Annotated in this window: 19 protein-coding genes; 15 read left to right on the top strand and 4 right to left on the bottom strand. The window is 69.7% G+C overall.

What is annotated here, in order from left to right; all coding sequences use genetic code 11:
• Nucleotides 1–7: 7 nt before the first annotated feature.
• On the top strand, nt 8–874 hold the full coding sequence (locus JT362_RS22195) for an ImmA/IrrE family metallo-endopeptidase (protein ID WP_260193508.1): 867 nt from the start codon (nt 8–10) through the stop codon (nt 872–874).
• Entirely contained in the window at nt 871–1,473 is a 603-nt protein-coding gene (locus JT362_RS22200; RefSeq protein ID WP_260193509.1) for a PIN domain-containing protein, read from the top strand. Before JT362_RS22195 ends, JT362_RS22200 begins: the two co-directional genes overlap by 4 nt.
• On the opposite strand, the gene JT362_RS22205 is transcribed toward JT362_RS22200, so the two are convergent.
• Nucleotides 1,470–1,835 (bottom strand): AQJ64_40280 family protein, encoded by a 366-nt coding sequence (locus JT362_RS22205; RefSeq protein WP_260193512.1) that lies wholly within the window; start codon nt 1,833–1,835, stop codon nt 1,470–1,472. The two genes, JT362_RS22200 and JT362_RS22205, sit on opposite strands and share 4 nt — an antisense overlap.
• Before the next feature lie 105 nt (nt 1,836–1,940).
• Nucleotides 1,941–2,999 (bottom strand): alcohol dehydrogenase catalytic domain-containing protein, encoded by a 1,059-nt coding sequence (locus JT362_RS22210; protein WP_260193513.1) that lies wholly within the window; start codon nt 2,997–2,999, stop codon nt 1,941–1,943.
• A gap of 191 nt (nt 3,000–3,190) precedes the next feature.
• On the opposite strand from JT362_RS22210, the gene JT362_RS22215 reads away from it, so the two are divergent.
• From JT362_RS22215 to JT362_RS22270, 11 genes are all read left to right on the top strand, one after another.
• Complete coding sequence (locus JT362_RS22215) at nt 3,191–3,667, top strand: ester cyclase (RefSeq protein WP_260193514.1); 477 nt, start codon at nt 3,191–3,193, stop codon at nt 3,665–3,667.
• Nucleotides 3,667–4,578, top strand: a complete 912-nt coding sequence (locus JT362_RS22220) for an NAD(P)-dependent oxidoreductase (RefSeq protein ID WP_260193515.1) — start codon at nt 3,667–3,669, stop codon at nt 4,576–4,578. The genes JT362_RS22215 and JT362_RS22220 overlap by 1 nt, the downstream gene beginning before the upstream one ends.
• A 176-nt stretch (nt 4,579–4,754) precedes the next feature.
• Nucleotides 4,755–5,093, top strand: a complete 339-nt coding sequence (locus JT362_RS22225) for a TcmI family type II polyketide cyclase (protein ID WP_260193516.1) — start codon at nt 4,755–4,757, stop codon at nt 5,091–5,093.
• 13 nt (nt 5,094–5,106) lie between these two features.
• The gene (locus JT362_RS22230; RefSeq protein WP_260193517.1) at nt 5,107–5,355 is read left to right on the top strand and encodes a phosphopantetheine-binding protein; all 249 of its coding nucleotides are present in this window, start codon (nt 5,107–5,109) and stop codon (nt 5,353–5,355) included.
• A gap of 12 nt (nt 5,356–5,367) precedes the next feature.
• A complete protein-coding gene (locus JT362_RS35445) occupies nt 5,368–6,258 on the top strand; it encodes a cupin domain-containing protein (protein WP_311202739.1) in 891 nt (296 codons plus the stop codon).
• Nucleotides 6,255–7,523, top strand: coding sequence for a beta-ketoacyl-[acyl-carrier-protein] synthase family protein (locus JT362_RS22245; protein WP_260193519.1), 1,269 nt, complete (start codon nt 6,255–6,257; stop codon nt 7,521–7,523). Before JT362_RS35445 ends, JT362_RS22245 begins: the two co-directional genes overlap by 4 nt.
• Nucleotides 7,520–8,755, top strand: a complete 1,236-nt coding sequence (locus JT362_RS22250) for a beta-ketoacyl synthase N-terminal-like domain-containing protein (RefSeq protein ID WP_260193522.1) — start codon at nt 7,520–7,522, stop codon at nt 8,753–8,755. Before JT362_RS22245 ends, JT362_RS22250 begins: the two co-directional genes overlap by 4 nt.
• The gene (locus JT362_RS22255) at nt 8,752–9,078 is read left to right on the top strand and encodes an antibiotic biosynthesis monooxygenase family protein (protein ID WP_260193524.1); all 327 of its coding nucleotides are present in this window, start codon (nt 8,752–8,754) and stop codon (nt 9,076–9,078) included. Before JT362_RS22250 ends, JT362_RS22255 begins: the two co-directional genes overlap by 4 nt.
• Before the next feature lie 12 nt (nt 9,079–9,090).
• The gene (locus JT362_RS22260; RefSeq protein ID WP_260193525.1) at nt 9,091–9,558 is read left to right on the top strand and encodes a hypothetical protein; all 468 of its coding nucleotides are present in this window, start codon (nt 9,091–9,093) and stop codon (nt 9,556–9,558) included.
• Between the two features lie 125 nt (nt 9,559–9,683).
• Nucleotides 9,684–11,318 (top strand): outer membrane protein assembly factor BamB family protein, encoded by a 1,635-nt coding sequence (locus tag JT362_RS22265; protein WP_260193526.1) that lies wholly within the window; start codon nt 9,684–9,686, stop codon nt 11,316–11,318.
• A gap of 32 nt (nt 11,319–11,350) precedes the next feature.
• Nucleotides 11,351–12,532, top strand: coding sequence for a DUF418 domain-containing protein (locus JT362_RS22270; RefSeq protein ID WP_260193527.1), 1,182 nt, complete (start codon nt 11,351–11,353; stop codon nt 12,530–12,532).
• Between the two features lie 54 nt (nt 12,533–12,586).
• Here JT362_RS22270 and JT362_RS22275 read toward each other — a convergent pair whose 3' ends face one another.
• Both JT362_RS22275 and JT362_RS22280 read right to left on the bottom strand, forming a co-directional pair.
• On the bottom strand, nt 12,587–12,784 hold the full coding sequence (locus tag JT362_RS22275; protein ID WP_311202740.1) for a ferredoxin: 198 nt from the start codon (nt 12,782–12,784) through the stop codon (nt 12,587–12,589).
• Between the two features lie 13 nt (nt 12,785–12,797).
• The gene (locus JT362_RS22280; protein WP_260193529.1) at nt 12,798–14,018 is read right to left on the bottom strand and encodes a cytochrome P450; all 1,221 of its coding nucleotides are present in this window, start codon (nt 14,016–14,018) and stop codon (nt 12,798–12,800) included.
• A 200-nt stretch (nt 14,019–14,218) separates the two neighbouring features.
• On the opposite strand from JT362_RS22280, the gene JT362_RS22285 reads away from it, so the two are divergent.
• Nucleotides 14,219–15,403: an RCC1-like domain-containing protein gene (locus tag JT362_RS22285; RefSeq protein ID WP_260193531.1), complete on the top strand. Its 1,185-nt coding sequence runs from the start codon at nt 14,219–14,221 to the stop codon at nt 15,401–15,403.
• 45 nt (nt 15,404–15,448) lie between these two features.
• Nucleotides 15,449–16,483 (top strand): methyltransferase, encoded by a 1,035-nt coding sequence (locus tag JT362_RS22290; protein WP_260193533.1) that lies wholly within the window; start codon nt 15,449–15,451, stop codon nt 16,481–16,483.
• Nucleotides 16,484–16,525: the final 42 nt, after the last annotated feature.

Here is a 16,525-nt window from a genome sequence, read left to right on the forward strand (position 1 = left end):
ACGAGGAGTGAACGCCGAGGCCGAGGGCCGCGCCGCCGCCGCACGGTTCCGCCGCGACCACCACCTGGGCACCCAGCCACTGGGTGACCTGGTGGCGATCATCGAGCAGACGACCGGAATCGACGTCGCCATCCTCGACGTCGGCCCGGACGAGCACGGCCTCACGGTCCGGGATCCGAAGCGCGACGCCGTGTTCATCGGCGTCGCGCGCACCAGCAGACCGATGCGCCAACGCAGCACGCTCGCCCACGAACTCGCCCACGTGCTGTTCGAGGACTGGACCGACGGCGGTACGGGCACCTGGAGCGACCGAACACCGACCGAGATCCGAGCCGACGCCTTCGCGCGACACCTGCTCGTGCCGGTCGACGGTCTGCGTGAGTTCCTCGGGCACCGGGCCAAGCTCGCCCAGTCCACCCTCTCCGAAGTCGTGCAACGGTTCCTGGTGTCCCCACAGATCGCGGCGATCGCCTTGCACCAGGCCGAATACGTCGACGACGACACCAAACGCGAGTGGATGACGCTGACCGCGCCACAGCTGGCCACCCGGTTCGGTTGGAGCGACCAGTACCGCGCCCTGCGGGCCGACTCCGACCAACGGAGGGCTCCGCAGCGGCTGCTCGCCCGAGCGATCAGGGGCTACGAGGAAGGCGTACTGTCCGCGCAGGCGATCGCCACCTTGCGCGGCATCACCCTCGCCGCCGCCGAAACCGACCTGCGCGAGGCAGGCGTCGTGCCCGTCCAGCAAGCGACCGAGTGGGCCGACCCGGCAGAGCTGCCCGACGTGCGCGTGGACCTGGCAGCCCTGGACAAAGCCCTAAACACGCCGGATGACGACGGCCGGCCAGCGACAGTGGAACGACCGGCGGAATGAGTCACCCGCCGATCATCGACGCCGGCCCGGGGCTGAACTTCTTCTCCATCAACAAGGAGCGTCTTCTTATTGGCGTCCTTGGTCCGCTGAGCGCCCCAGAGACAGTGCAGAACGAGGTCTTTCGCAAGTCCAATCACGACGAGCGCTTCCGCGCCGCCGCCGCGGTCTGGCGGAAGCTGACGCCTACCTGGATGCGGGTGCTCTCCGATGACCAGACACCCGAACTCGCAGCCGTGGTCCACCGGATCACTCGGCAGTCCATGGAACAACGACTGAAGCAACCGAAAGACCTTGGCGAGACCATGGTCATCGCACACGCTGTCGTGGCGGCCGAAGCCGGCGAGACCGTAACCGTTCTCATCGATGACGGACCGGGGACGCGCACCGCCACCGCGGAAATCAGCCGGCTTCGACGCCTGCACGCCAGCGGTCGCGCCGTGGGATCGATCAGACTGGTGAGCACGCTGACCGTCCTGACGCGTGCGGCGGGCGGAGAACACCTCCCCGACAAGCCCGCCATGCGCGCCATCTACGCCCGTCTGCGCGGCCTCGACGACGGCCTACCGCCGATCGAGAGAACCAACCTGCTGAACCGCTAGTCGGCGGACACGGCGCGGAGCGCGGGCTGGACGTCGTCGCCGAGGACATGGTGGGTGTTGGTTCCTGGGAGGGTTGGTAGGTAGGTCCAGTGGGTGACGACCTCGTCGGTCGTGCCGCCGAGGGGTTGGCGGGGGACGTAGTCCGCGTCGACGAAGCAGTTTTCGATGATCTCGCCGGTTTCCTCCACGGGGTGTTCGCGGCGGAAGTACATGTGGAGTACCACCCAGAACTCCAGGCCGCTGATCTCCGCGGGGGGATCGCAGTGGTCGACGCGGTAGCGGCCGGTCACGGCGGCGGCGACGCTGTAACCGTCCTCGGGGAACCCGTCCTTGACGCTGACCCATTCGATCGTTGTCTTCATGACGGTTACTCAAGCCGGATCCGGGGGCCCTTGCGTCGGGGATGTCCCTCAGGATGACCCCTAGATCGCGCCGGCCGCCCCGGGCGGGGGCGGCCGGACGCTTCCTCAGCGGCAGTCCAGCACCAGCTTGCCGGTGACGCCGCGCTCGGCTCGGGCGAGGGCCTCGGCGGCATCGGTCAGCGGGAGGGTGCTGATCTCGCGGGGGGCGATCTTGTCCGCGGACAGCAGGTTCAGGATCTCGGTCAGGTCCTCGCGGTAGGCGTGCGGCTGGGACTTCTCCAGCGACCACGCGTTGTAGAAGGTCGTCTTGCGGCCGTCCGGGCGCAGGTTGGGCAGGATGATGCCGCCGAGGAACCCGACAGCACCGATCCGCAGCTTGCGCTGGCCGTCGCGCAGGGCGTCGTTCTGGCCGTAGGCGACCAGGCGGCCGCCCCGGCGCAGGACGCTGTACGAGCGCCAGAAGTGCGGACCGCCGATCGGGTCGAAGGCGGCGTGTACGGTGCCGTACTTGTCGTACGCGGTCGCGGCGTTGATGGTGCCGTCCTCGTGCACGGTCGCGCGGACGACGTTGATGAAGTCCTGGGCCCGGTAGTCGATGGCGATGGCGCCGTGGCGGCGGACGATGTCGAGGTTCTTGGCGGACGCGGTGCCGAACACGGTGACGCCGCCGATGTGTTCGGCGAGCTGCAGGAACGCCAAGCCGACGCCGCCGGACGCGCCGTGGACGAGGATGCGGTGGCCGGACTCGACCTTCGCCACGCGGTGCAGCATCTGGTGGGCGATGAAGTAGTTCAGGCCGACCGCGGCCACGCGTACCGGGTCCACGCCCTCGGGCACGGGGACCAGGCGCTCGGCGGGGAGGTTGATCCCGCTGGTGTAGCCCCCGGACACGACCAGGGCCGCGACCCGCTGGCCGACCTCCAGGCCGGTGACGCCCGCACCGAGCGACTCGACCACGCCGACCAGCTCGCAGCCCGGCGTGTACGGCGGCTTCGGCCCGCCGGGGATCACCCCGCGCTGGAACAGCACGTCGCCGTAGGACACGCCGGCCGCCTCGACGCGGACGCGTGCGTGGCCGGCGGGCGGCGCCTCCAGGTCCGTGGTGCGGACCTCGAGGCAGTCGGTCTGCTGCCGGTTGACGGCGTACACCTGAGTCGTCTGCATCTGGTCCTCCGGTGGGAAACAAACGGTTCGGCATTCACGGTAAAGTGCTCGTTCGGCCGGCAACAAGGGCTTCCCGGGCGAACCGGGAACAGTTCACCGCGTCGCCGGGACATTCGGTGGCAGACCTCGGGATATCCGCGTGAAACCGTGGGCTCGAACGTGTACTGGTCTGTCATGCGCGGAGGTCGCAGATGTCCGAAGAGAACATCGAACTGGTCCGATTCGCGACCGAAGAAGGGCTGAACAAGGGAAACCTCGATTTCATCGACCGGGTATTCGCCGACGACTACGAGGTGCACACCGCCGGCCTGCAGCTGCCCAAGGGCCCGACCGCCTTCAAGATGGCGTGCGAGTTCTGGAAGCGCGCCTTCCCGGACTTCACCTGCGGCATCCAGGACATGTTCGCCGCCGATGACCTGGTCGGCCTGCGGTTCCGCACCACCGGCACGCACACCGGGCCGCTGATGTGGATGCCGCCGACCGGCCGGACCTTCGTGGTCGAGGGCGTCGACCTGCACCGGGTGCGGAACGGCAAGGTCGTCGAGTCCTGGATCAGCGACGACTTCCCGCGCATCCTGTTCGAGCTGGGCATCGTCGAGGAGCCGGCGCCGCCGGCCGGTGCCGCCCCGCCCGCCGGTGTGGCGCTGCCGGAAGCGAAGGCGAGCTGATGACGGCAAAGATCGCGTTCGTCGGCCTCGGCGCGATGGGTGGCGGCATGGTGTCGCGCCTGCTCGCCGCCGGGGCGAACGTCACGGTCTACAACCGCACCCGCTCGCGGGGCGAGGCGCTGGCCGGCGAGGGCGCGGTGCTGGCCACCACCCCCGCCGCCGCGGCGCGGGGCGCGGACGTGGTGTTCCTGTCGCTGGCCACCAGCGAGGTCGTCGAGCAGCTGCTGTTCGGGGAGAACGGCGTGGTCGAGGGCCTGCCGGCGGGCGCGATCGTGGCCGACATGTCGACGGTCGCGCCGGAGTTCGCGGTCGGGCTGCAGGCGCGGCTCGCCGAGACCGGGCACCGCGGGCTGGACGCCTGTGTCCTCGGCAACGCCCAGCACGCCAAGGACGGCGAGCTGCGGTTCATGATCGGCGGCGCGGCGCAGGACGTGGCCGCGCTGGCGCCGGTGATCGAGCCGCTGGCCAAGGAGGTCACCCACCTCGGCCCCGGCGGCAAGGGCGCGACCGCCAAGCTCGCGCTGAACCTGCTGATGGGCGTCCAGATGCAGGCGCTGGTCGAGGCGATCGCGTTCGGCGAGCGGGCCGGGCTGGACCGGCAGACCCTGATCAAGCTGATCGCGGCCGGCGGGTACAGCAGCCCGATGATGAAGTTCAAGGCCGGCGTGATGGCGCGGCGGGCGTTCGAGCAGCCGGACTTCCGGCTGAAGCTGATGCGCAAGGACCTCGGGCTGGTGCTGGCCGAGACCCAGGCGCTCGGCGTGCCGATGCCGACCACGGCGGCCAGTCACGACTGGCTGACCGCGGCGCAGAACCGAGGGCTCGGCGAGCACGACGTGGCCGCGCTGCTCGCGTTCATGGAGTCGGTCGCCGGCCTGGACCACTACCCGTGGCCGGGCGAGGCCGCCTGACAATTCACTGACAAACGCGACGGCGGTGCCGGTCCGGTATATCCGGGCCGGCATCGTTCTTTTCGTCGAGAGCCGCTCGAAATTCGGTGGAAACGGGTCATCTGCCCAGCCGGCCGGGACGGCCGACTCATGCAGTTGGGACCGCCGAGACCGCATTCTTCCATGAAAGGACCTCGTTGCCGAAGCTGGAGAATGGCGTGCACCGATCACTTATCGTCGCGCGAATCAAGCCCGACTCACACGACCAGGTCGCCCAGATCTGGGCCGATTCCGACGCAACGGAACTGCCGCGCATCGCCGGCGTCGAGCACCGTTCCCTGTGGACCCTCGGAGACGTCTACATCCAGCTGCTGGAGACGGCCGAGCCCGGCCAGGAGACGATCAACCGGATCAAGGGTCATCCCGAGTTCGTCGGGATCTCCGAGAAGTTGAGCGAGTTCATCTCGCCCTATCTGCCGACCTGGCGCTCGCCCAAGGACGCCCAGGCTCGTCGCTTCTACACCTACGAGAAATAAAGGAGCCCCGCACATGGCGGACGTGTCGTTCGACGACATCGAGACGATCCTGGTCAACAAGGTCGGCCTGGCCCCCCAGACGCTGGCCGACGCCCCGGAGAACTCGCTGGAGGACCTGGGGCTCGACTCGCTGGCCGTGCTCGAGCTGCAGATCGTGATCACCAAGCAGTACGGGATCGAGATCCCCGACGAGAGCGGTGGCCTCAACGTCGGCGAGATCGTCGAGTTCATCAACAACGCAGGCGACGAGCAGGCAGCGTAAGGGGAGAGTGACATGGCTGGGCACACCGACAACCAGATCCGCATCGAGGCGCCGTTCCAGCTGGTCTGGGACATCACCAACGACGTGCCGAACTGGCCGAACCTGTTCACCGAGTACGCCGCCACCGAGGTGGTGAGCGAGGAGGGCGACACGATCACCTTCCGGCTCACCATGTACCCGGACGACAACGGCCAGACCTGGAGCTGGGTCAGCGAGCGCACCCGGTACTACGACGAGAAGCGCACGCACTCGCACCGCATCGAGACCGGTCCGTTCGAGTACATGAACCTCGACTGGTACTACGAGGAGGTCGAGGGCGGGGTCATCCTGCGCTGGGTGCAGGACTTCCACATGAAGGACACCGCACCGGTGGACGACGAGTGGATGGTCAACAACATCAACAAGAACTCCAAGGTCCAGATGCAGGTCATCAAGGACAAGATCGAGAAGGTCTACCACTCGCGGCGGGCCTCGGAGTTCAAGACGGTCTCGATCCACGACTGCCCCCAGGACCACCGCCGGGGCGCGACGATCCAGACCCTGCTGTCCCCGCGCACGGTCGGCTCCACCTCCGGGTTCATGGGCGGCGCCACGCTCCAGCCGGGTGAGGCCATCGCCGAGCACTACCACCCGTACAGCGAGGAGTTCGTCTTCTGCATCCGCGGTGAGCTGGAGGCCGACATCGACGACACCGTCGTCCCGGTTCCGGCCGGCACCGCGATCCTGGTGCCCAAGGAGACCAGGCACCGGCTGCGCAACGTCGGCTCGGACGAGGTCTTCGCGGTCTTCCACCTCGGCCCGCTCGCGCCCCGGCCCGAGCTCGGCCACGTGGACACCGAGACCCGCGAGGAGGCGGCCGCCGTCGCGAAAAAGATCCTGGCCGCCCGGGAGCAGCAGCGATGAATCATCGGAGGGTAGTGGTCACCGGGGTCGGCGTGGTCGCCCCCGGTGGCGTCACGCGGGAGGGCTTCTGGTCGACGCTGACCGCCGGCCGCACCGCGACCCGGAAGATCACGTTCTTCGACGCCACGAAGTTCCGTTCCCGGGTGGCCGCCGAGGCCGACTTCGACCCGGTCGCGGCCGGCCTGACCGCCCAGGAGATCCGGCGTGCCGACCGGTACGTGCAGTTCGGGCTCGCCTGCGCGGCCGAGGCGCTGGCCGACTCCGGGCTGGAGCTGGACGAGAAGACGCTGGACAACACCGGCGTGGTGATGGGCTCGGCGGTCGGCGGCACGATGGCCCTGGAGGACGAGTACGTCGCGGTGTCCAACACCGGCAAGAACTGGCTCGTGGACCACACCTACGCCGGGCCGTTCCTGTACCAGGCGCTGGTGCCCTCGTCGTTGTCGGCGGACATCGCGCACCGGTACGGCACGCACGGTCCGACGCAGGTGGTGTCGACCGGGTGCACGTCCGGCATCGACGCGATCGGGTACGCCTGGCACCTGGTGCAGGACGGCGAGGCGGACGTGATCATCGCCGGCGCGTCGGACAGCCCGATCTCGCCGGTCACGGTGTCCTCGTTCGACGCGATCAAGGCGACCACGCCGGAGAACGACGACCCGGAGCACGCCTCCCGCCCGTTCGACGCGACCCGCAAGGGCTTCGTCATGGGTGAGGGTGGCGCGGTGCTGATCCTCGAGGAGCTCTCGCACGCGCTCGCGCGGGACGCGAAGATCTACTGCGAGGTGACCGGGTACGCCAGCCGATCCAACGGGTTCCACATGACCGGGCTGCGGCCCGACGGGCTGGAGATGGCCGAGGCCATCCGGGTGTCCCTGGACCAGGGCCGCACCAATCCGTCCGATGTGGACTACATCTGCGCGCACGGCTCGGGCACCAAGCAGAACGACCGGCACGAGACCGCGGCGTTCAAGAAGGCGCTCGGCGACCACGCCTACCGCACCCCGGTGAGCTCGATCAAGTCGATGGTCGGGCACTCGCTCGGCGCGATCGGCGCGATCGAGATGGCCGCGTGCGCGCTCACCATCGACCGGAACACGATCGCGCCGACGGCCAACTGGGCCAACCGCGACCCGGAGTGCGACCTGGACTACACGCCGAACACCGCCCGGGAGGCAGACGTGGACGTCGCGCTGTCGGTCGGCAGCGGGTTCGGCGGGTTCCAGTCCGCGATGGTGTTCAGCCGCCTGAAGGAGGCGTCATGAGTCAGCCCCGTGCGGTGATCACGGGCATCGGGGTGGTCGCGCCGTCCGGCGTGGGTGCCGACGCGCACTGGAAGTCCGTGCTGGACGGCAGCTCGAAACTGGCGCCGATCACCCGGTTCGACGCGTCCGGCTACCCGGTCTCACTGGCCGGGGAGGTGGCCGACTTCGACCCGGACGAGTACGTCACGCCCCGGCTCAAGGTCGCCACCGACCGGTGGACCTGGCACGGGTTCGCGGCCACCCAGGAGGCGCTGGACGACTCCGGCGTCGACCTGTCCGCGATGGACCCGTACGACACCGCGGTCGCGCTGGCGTCGTCGTCCGGCGGCAACGAGTTCGGCCAGGGCGAGTTGCAGTCGCTGTGGGCGGAGCCGGACGGCGCGGTGAGCGTGTACCAGTCGATCGCGTGGTTCTACGCGGCCAGCGTCGGCCAGATCTCGATCCTGCACCAGCTCAAGGGCCAGTGCAGCGTGCTGGTCGCGGAGAGCGCGGGCGGGCTGGACAGCTTCGCGCAGGCCACCAGGACCGTCCGGCGCGGCACGAAGGTCGTGCTCGCCGGCGGCACCGAGGGCCCGCTGTCGCCGTACGCGCTGACCTGCCAGCTCGCCACCCGGCGGCTGGCCACCGGCACCGACCCGGACACCGCCTACCAGCCGTTCGCGGCCGGTGCCGCCGGCTACGTCGCCGCCGAGGGCGGTGCCGTGCTGCTGGTGGAGGACCTGGACCACGCGCGCGAACGCGGCGCGGTCATCCACGGCGAGGTGCTCGGCTGGGGTGCCACGCACGACGGCCGGGCCTCCCGTCCTGGCGACGGCGGCGACACCGGGCAGGTCGCGCGGGCCATGCGGGTGGCGCTGGAGCGGGCCGGGCGGCAGGCGTCCGACGTGGACGTCGTGTTCCCGGACGCGCTCGGCGTGCCGGAGTGCGACCGGGTCGAGGCCGAGGCCATCCGCTCGGTGTTCGGCGACGACGTCCGGGTCACCACGCAGAAGGGCCGGCTGGGGCGGATGTACCAGGGCGGCGCGGCGGTCGACGTGGCCACCGCGCTGCAGGCCATGCGGTACGACACGCTGCCGGCCACGCCCGGGCTGACCGAGCCGGCACCGGGCTGCGAGCTGAACTTCGTCACCGAGCCGACAACGCAGCGGACGTCGCTGGCGCTGATCAACGCCCGCGGGTTCGACGGGTACAACACCGCGCTCGTCGTCGGCCGCTACGAGGAGGAGTCATGAGCAGGGCGCGAATCGTGTTCCTCATCCGGGTGCCGGCGGAGAACGTGGAGCGGTTCCTCGCCGCCTACGAGCGGATCCGCTACCAGGTGGCCGGCGGGGTGCCGGGGCACGTGCTGGACCAGGTGTGCCAGTCCACCACCGACCCGGAGCAGTGGCTGATCACCAGCGAGTGGGAGTCGCTCGACCACTTCGTCGCCTGGGAGCAGAGCCCGGGGCACCGGGAGCTGGCCGGGCCGATGCGCGCCTGCATGACCGAGGCCAGGTCGATCAAGTTCGAGATCCGGGAAGAGACGGCCAACACCACGAGAAGGCTGGCGGGCTGAGTAGGAGAAGAGATGACCACGTCCCTCACCATCATGAGTGTCTGGGTGCTGGCCGCGGCCGGCATCCAGCTCGGCACCCTCTGGATCATGAAGCTGTCGATCCTGCCACTGCTCAACGGCCTGCCCTACAGCCAGTACGTCAGCACGTGCCAGCGCATCGACATGCACGTGTTCCACCCGATCGCGGTGTGGAACGGCATCATCGCGGCCGGGGTGGGTGTGATCGCGGCGTTCGCCACCACGGGCGGCGGCTCCGCGGCGCTGTTCATCATCGGCAGCGTCGGCATGCTGATCGTCGGCCTGGCCTCCGAGGGGGTCAACCGGCCGATCTGGCGGCAGATCGAGAAGTGGAGCGTCGACACCGTCGACGACGACCAGTGGGCGAAGAAGCGGCACATCTGGCACATCGCCCACCAGGTGCGGACCTACGGCGGCATCCTCGCGGTGGCGGCGTACCTCGCCGCGATCCTGACCATCTAGTTAGGACACTCGAGAAACGCTGACAGTCAACCGTTCCGACCGCTCGAGAGATCCCCGCCCGACCTGCCGGGCGGGGATCATCTTTTCCTGGACAACTATGCACTCCAAGCACCTCGGGAGGTGTCGTGCACTTACCGAAGAGCGCGCGGCGTCGTTGGCAGGCGTTCGGCGCCGGCCTCGCCGCCGTGACGATCGCCGCGATGGGGATCACCGCCGCGTCCGGACCCACCGCCGCGAGCGGCGACTCGGATTCCAAGAAGCACTGGCGTTCCAGCGACTGGCCGACCTGGCAGCTGAACCCCCAGGGCACCCGCTACAACGCCGACGAGCGACGGATTCGGCCGCACAACGTGGACGAGCTGGAACTCAAGTGGTCGCACACGTTCGCGCACGTGCCGTACGCCCGGGTGGGCAGCCAGCCCGCGGTGGCCGACGGCGTGCTGTACGTCGGTGGTCCCGACGGCGAGTTCGCCGCGCTGGACGCCAAGACCGGCGAGGCGCGCTGGACCTACAACATCACCGAGGTCACCGGACCGCTGCCGGACGGGTCGCCGAACGGCATCCGGGACGGCGCCGCGGTGGTCGGCGACACCGTCTACTTCGGCGACTCCACCGGCCGGGTCTTCGCGCTGGACCGCGAGACCGGCGAGGAGGTGTGGGTCCACCGGGCCAGCGAGCAGGCCAACTCGGCGATGACGAGCTCCCCGCTGGTGATCGGCGGCCGCCTGTACATCGGCGTGTCCACCCTGGAGGCGGGCCTCGCCGGCGACCCGGAGTACCCCTGCTGCCGGCACCGCGGCCAGGTCGTCGCACTCGACGCGGACACCGGTGAGCGGATCTGGTCCTACTACACGATGCGCCCGGCCGAGGCGGTCGGCACCTGGCCGAGCGGCGCGACCAAGTACGCCCCGTCCGGCGGCAGCGTGTGGGGCAGCCCGGTGGCCGACCTGAAGACCAGGACGATCTTCGTCGGTACCGGCCAGAACACCACCGGCTCCGAGGGCGACATCAACAGCGTGGTCGCGCTGTCGATGGACACCGGCAAGGTGCGCTGGAAGAACCGGATGACGTTCCCGGACACCTACACCACCGCGTGCGAGCAGGAGAACCCAGGCGCGTACTGCCCGGGGAAGGGCACCACCGCGCTGGACGCCGACTTCGGCGCGTCCGCGAACGTGATCAAGTTCCGCGGCCGCACGCTGGTCACGATCGGCCAGAAGAACGGCATGTACTACGCCTTCGACGCGCGCACCGGGCGGCTGGTGTGGGACGTGGAGCTGGCGCCCGGCCCGCACGGCGGCGTCGGCGTGCAGTGGGGCAGCGTGTTCGACGGCCGGTACCTGTACGCGGCGACCTGGTACGAGGAGCCGAGCACGATCTACAAGATCGACCCGAGGAACGGCCGGATCGTCTGGGAGAGCCCGCACCCGGAGGACGGCTGCAGCACCGGCGGCGCGGCGGCCCACCCGGAGCTGTGCATGCCGATCTACACGGCCGCGGTCAGCGGCTCGCCCGGGCTGATCTACGAGGGCAGCGCGGACGGCAAGTTCCGCATCTTCTCCTCGCGCACCGGGGAGCAGCTGTTCGAGTTCGACGCGATCCGGGACTTCCAGAGCGTCAACGGCCCCGGCCGGGGCAGCGCGCTGTCCGGCAACGGCGGCGCGGTGATCGCCGACGGGATGGTCTACGTGATGGCCGGCTACTACCCGTTCTACCCGACCGACAAGGGCACGGTACTGCTGGCCTTCGGCCTGGAGTGACGGCTGTCCCCACTGATCGAACGGACGACTCCATGACCGACAACCTCACAGTAAGACCCTCGGTGCCGGGTTCCCTGGCACCACGGGCCAGTTCGTTACGCGCCCTGGCCCCGGACCTGTCCCGCGGCTTCATGCTGCTGCTGATCGCCATCGTGCACGCGTCGGTGTTCCGGTCGGCGTGGAGCGGCAGCGGGTTCAGCGCGTCCGACCCGGTGGACCTCGCCGTGAGCGGGCTGACCACGCTGCTGGCCGACGATCGCGGCTTCGCGTTGTTCGCCGTGCTGTTCGGCTACGGCGTGGCCCAGCTCTACCACCGCGGCACCGCCGACGGGCAGGAGTGGCCGGTGCTGCGCGTGCTGCTGCGGCGGCGTGGCCTCTGGCTGGTCGTCATCGGCCTGGCACACACGGTCCTGCTGTTCTTCGGGGACATGCTCGCCGTGTACGGCCTGATCGTGCTGGCCTTCGCCGGAGCGCTGCGGTGGGCCGGCCGCCGCCTGCTCGCGCACGCGTTCGCCTGGCTGGCCGGCGGAACGCTGGTCTACGCGTTCGGGCTGCCGATGATCTATCAGCTGCTCATCGGCTGGAACAGCGTGGCTCCCGGCGAGGCGACCGTGCTGAGCGACCTGCAGTACCGGCTCGGCTGGCCGCTGATGATGCCGCTGGCGTTCGCCAACGCGGTGTTCCCCTTCCTGATCGGGGTGTGGGCGGCCCGGCGCCGCGTGCTGGACGAACCGGAACGCAACCGGAAGCTCCTGCGCGCGGTCGCCGGCTACGGCGTCACCATCTCGGTGCTGGCCGGGCTGCCGTACGCGCTGCTCAGCGTGGGGATGTGGCAGGCGTCGCCGATGACCTACACCGGCGTGTACTGGGTGAACCTGATGTCCAGCTACGCCGGCGGTTTCGGGTACGCGGCGGTCTTCGCGCTGATCGCCATCCGGATCGGCCAGCGCCGAGGACCGGTGGTCGGCGCGCTGGTCGCCACCGGGCAGCGGTCGATGACCTGCTACCTGCTGCAGTCCGTGGCCTGGATGGTGCTCAGCGCGCCGTACCTGTTGGGACTGCAGAACTCCATGTCCAACATCGCCGCGGCTGGCATGGGTGTCGGGGTGTGGCTGGTCACGGTCCTGATGGCCGATGCCATGGCACGCAGGGGCATCCGCGGTCCGGCCGAGACCTTCTACCGGCGGATGACCTACGGGCGAACGCGGGCATAGCGAAAGCGGGTGACCTCCGCCGAGGAGGTCACCCGCTTTCCTGTGTGGACGGTGTCAGTCGCGGTGGACGCGGATCGCGCCGGACGGACAGGCGAACGCGACGTCGTCCAGGTCGTCGGCGAGCTCGTCGGCCGGGTGTTCGTCGAGCAGGACCACGACCGCGTCGTCGCCCTGGTCGAACACGTCCGGCAGGTCCTGGGCGCACAGACCCGCGCCGCAGCAACGACTCCGGTCGACGGAAACCCTGATCACCGCTACCACCCCGTCACCAGACGACCGGGCACTCGAACAGCCCGTAGACCCACATGTCCTTGCGGTACCGCAGCTCCGCCACCGGCGAGGTGGTGCGCAGCTCGGGGAACATCGCGAACAGCTCGCGCAGCACCACCCGCACCTCGGTCCGCGCGAGGCTCTGCCCGGCGCACTGGTGCACGCCGTAGCCGAACGTCAGGTGCGGCGCCTGGTTCTGGCCGGTGTCCACCGCGTGCGGGCAGCCGTAGCGGCTCTCGTCCCGGTTCGCCGACGCCAGCGAGCTCACCACCCAGTCGCCGGCCGCGATGTGCACGTTCTCGCCGTTCACCTCGAGGTCGATGTCGGCGGTGGCCCGGCGGATGATGCCCCACTGGATGATCGCGTGCATCCGCATGATCTCCTCGACCAGCGCGGCGCCCTTGACCGTGTCCGACAGGTCCGCGATCCGCTCGCGGTTGTCCATCAGGGTCGCCACGCCGAGCCCGATCATGTTCGCCGTGGTCTCGTGGCCGGCGATGAGCAACAGCATCGCCTGGCCGACCACGATGTCGTGCGGCGCGGGCTCGCCGGCGATCTCCGCGCGGGCGAGCCGGGCCAGCACGTCCTCGGCGTCGCCGGCCTTCCGCTTGTCGCTGACGAGCTGGTCGAGGTACTCGTACAGCGCGGTCGTGGCCGCGTTCACCCGATCCGGTGGCGCCCCGACCTGGCTGCGCACCTCGGCCTGCTCCTGGAAGAACTCCTGGTCGGCCGCCGGCACGCCGAGCACCTCGCAGATCACCCTGGACGGCACCGGGAGCGCCAGCTCGGGCACCAGGTCGGCCGGCGGCCCGGTGTCCCGGATGCGCTCCAGGTACTCCCTGGTGATGGCCTGGATCCTCGGCTCCATCGACCTGGCCCAGCGCGGGGTCATCTCCCGTACGATGGCGCGCCGCCACGGCGTGTGCTCCGGCGGGTCCATGGCGACCAGCGACCGCGGCAGCATCGCCTCCGGCTTGCGGTCCTTCACCACCGACACCGAGGGCGGTGGGCTGTTGAACCGGTTGATCGACAGCCTGGGGTCGGCCAGCAGCTTGCGCACCTCGTCGTAGGTGGTCACCAGCCAACCCTCGACCCCGTTGGGCCAGACGAACCGCGAGATCGGCGCCTCCGCGCGCAGTGCGGCGTACTCCGGTGGCGGGTCGAACGGGTTCGTGCGGGTGCGCGGCAGGTCGGGCGGGGTAGATGCCGGTGCCATGGCAACCTTCCGGATCGGTTCTACTTCGGTCACTTTTCCGCTGTCCCTACCATGACGTGCCCTTCTGGCCGCGCACTCAAGGACGGTTCGAGAACCCTGGCGTGAGCACCTGAAGGAATTCATCATCGATGTCGAAAGACCAAAATGTCCGATCACGGGGTCCGACTTCCACGGTGAATCCGAGAACGAGAGGTTCCAGCATGAAAGAAATCGTCAGCGCGTGGGGCGATAACACCAATGGCCAGCTCTCCAACGGAACCACCGATGGACAGGCCGAAACCCCACAGCCGATCAAGGGTCTCGAAGGTGTCCGCACGATCGAGGGCGGCAGCGGCCACATCATCGCGATCATGGAGGACGGCTCCGCCTACGGCTGGGGGCGCAACGGCTTCGGGCAGATCGGCGACTGCTCCACCGACCAGCAGACCGAGCCGGTCCGGGTGAAGCTGGACGGGATCAAGGCCGTCGCCCCCGGCGGTGGGCACACCCTGTACCTGCTCGAGGACGGCAGCGTGTGGGGCTGCGGCGCCGGCTTCTTCGGCATGCTCGGCCCGGACAACATGCGGGTGCACCCGGTTCCGGTGCGGATCGACGCGCCGGACAACATCGTCCAGCTCTCCTCGGGCGGCAGCCACGCACTCGCCCTGCTGGACGACGGCACGGTGTGGGCCTGGGGCCGTGACGACTGCGGGCAGCTGGCCGACGGCGACCAGACCGGCAAGCGGCCCGGCTCGCTGGTGCAGGTGCACGCCGGCCGGGAGTACCCGCTCCGCGCGCTGCCCGCGCAGGTGGAGGGGATCAGCGAGGCCACCTTCGTCGCCACCGGCGGCGGGCACTCGCTGGTCGTGCACCAGGACGGCACCCTCACCACCTGGGGCCTCAACGACTGCGGCCAGCTCGGCGACGGCGCCACCACCGGCCGCAAGCGCGAGTACCGCACCCCGGTGAAGGCCCAGGTGTCTGGCGTGAAGGCGGTCGCCGGTGCGTACCACCACACGCTGATCCTGCTGCAGGACGGCACCGTGCGTGCCTGCGGCATCAACGACCGCGGTCAGTGCGGCGACGGCACCACCGTCGAGCGCGCCACCCCGGTCGAGGTGCTCGGGGTGACCGGCGCGACCCAGGTCGTGGCGACCGGCGGCGGTGGCGACGACAACCCGGGCGACGCCGGGCACAGCATCGCGGTCGGCGCGGACGGCACCGTCTGGGCCTGGGGCAACAACGACTTCGGCGAGCTCGGCCTCGGCCACACCGAGCTGCAGACCAAGCCCGCGCAGGTGCCCAACCTGACCGGCGTCCGCCAGGTCACCGTCTCCGGCGAGGTGCCCGGTTTCCGGGAGCTGCCCGGCGGCGGCAGCACGATCGCGATCCACACCGAGAAGTAGGCCCACCAGACCACAGGCTGACCAGCAAGGGAGCACGGAACAGACATGAGCACCGAATCGACCGACACGACGGTCAAGGACGTCCAGGTCCTGCTCGACCTGATGTTCCCGACGTCCGGGCAGTGCCTCGGCATCGCCGCCGAGCTCGGGGTGGCCGACCTGCTCGCGGACGGCCCGCTCGGCATCGCCGAGCTGGCCGAGAAGACCTCCGCGCACCAGCACGCGCTCCAGTCGACCCTGCAGATCCTCGCCGAGGACGGCATCTTCGCCGAGGTGGAGCCGGGCGTGTTCGCCAACACGTCGCGCTCGGAGCTGCTGCGGGCCGGCGTGCCCAACTCCCAGCACGTGATGTCGCAGTTCGCCGCGTCGGAGTGGCTGTGGCGCTCGTACGCCAAGCTCGGCCACAGCGTGAAGACCGGCCAGGCCGCCTTCGACGAGGCGTACGGCATGAACCTGTGGGCGTTCCTCGGGCGCAACCAGGACAAGGGCCGCGAGTTCAACGCCGCGATGAACGAGTTCTCGGCCACCCTCGGCCCGCGCATCGTCGCCGACTACCCGAAGTTCGGCGAGGCGGGCGTGGTCGCCGACCTGGGTGGTGGCACCGGCACCTACCTGGCGACCATCCTGGAGCAGTACCCGTCGGTCTCCCGCGGCGTGCTCGCGGACCTGCCGCCGGTGATCGAGCAGGCCAAGGCGCGGCCGGACCTGGCCGGGCTGATCGAGGGCGGCCGGCTGGAGTTCCACGCCGGTGACTTCTTCGAGACCGTGCCGGCCGGCGTCGACCTGTACGTCTGCAAGCAGATCACCCACTCGTGGAACGACGAGAAGCTGCTGTCGGTGCTCAAGCGGTGCCGGGACGCGTCGCCGACCGCGCGGATCGCGGCCACCGAGCTGGTGCTGCGGCCGGGCGTGCAGAAGTTCGTGAAGTACTTCGACGTGATGATGCTGGTCACCATGGCCGGCTTCCTGCGCACCGAGGAGCAGTACGCCGAGGTCTTCCGGCAGGCCGGCTACCGGCTCGAGCGGGTGGTGCCGACCCAGACCGCGTTCTCGATCATCGAGGCCGTGCCGGTCGACTGACCGAGTTACGAGGGCCCTGCGCCACGCTGGAGATTCGACAGG

The organism is Actinophytocola gossypii, from assembly GCF_025165815.1.
Taxonomy (GTDB): Bacteria; Actinomycetota; Actinomycetes; order Mycobacteriales; family Pseudonocardiaceae; genus Actinophytocola; species Actinophytocola gossypii.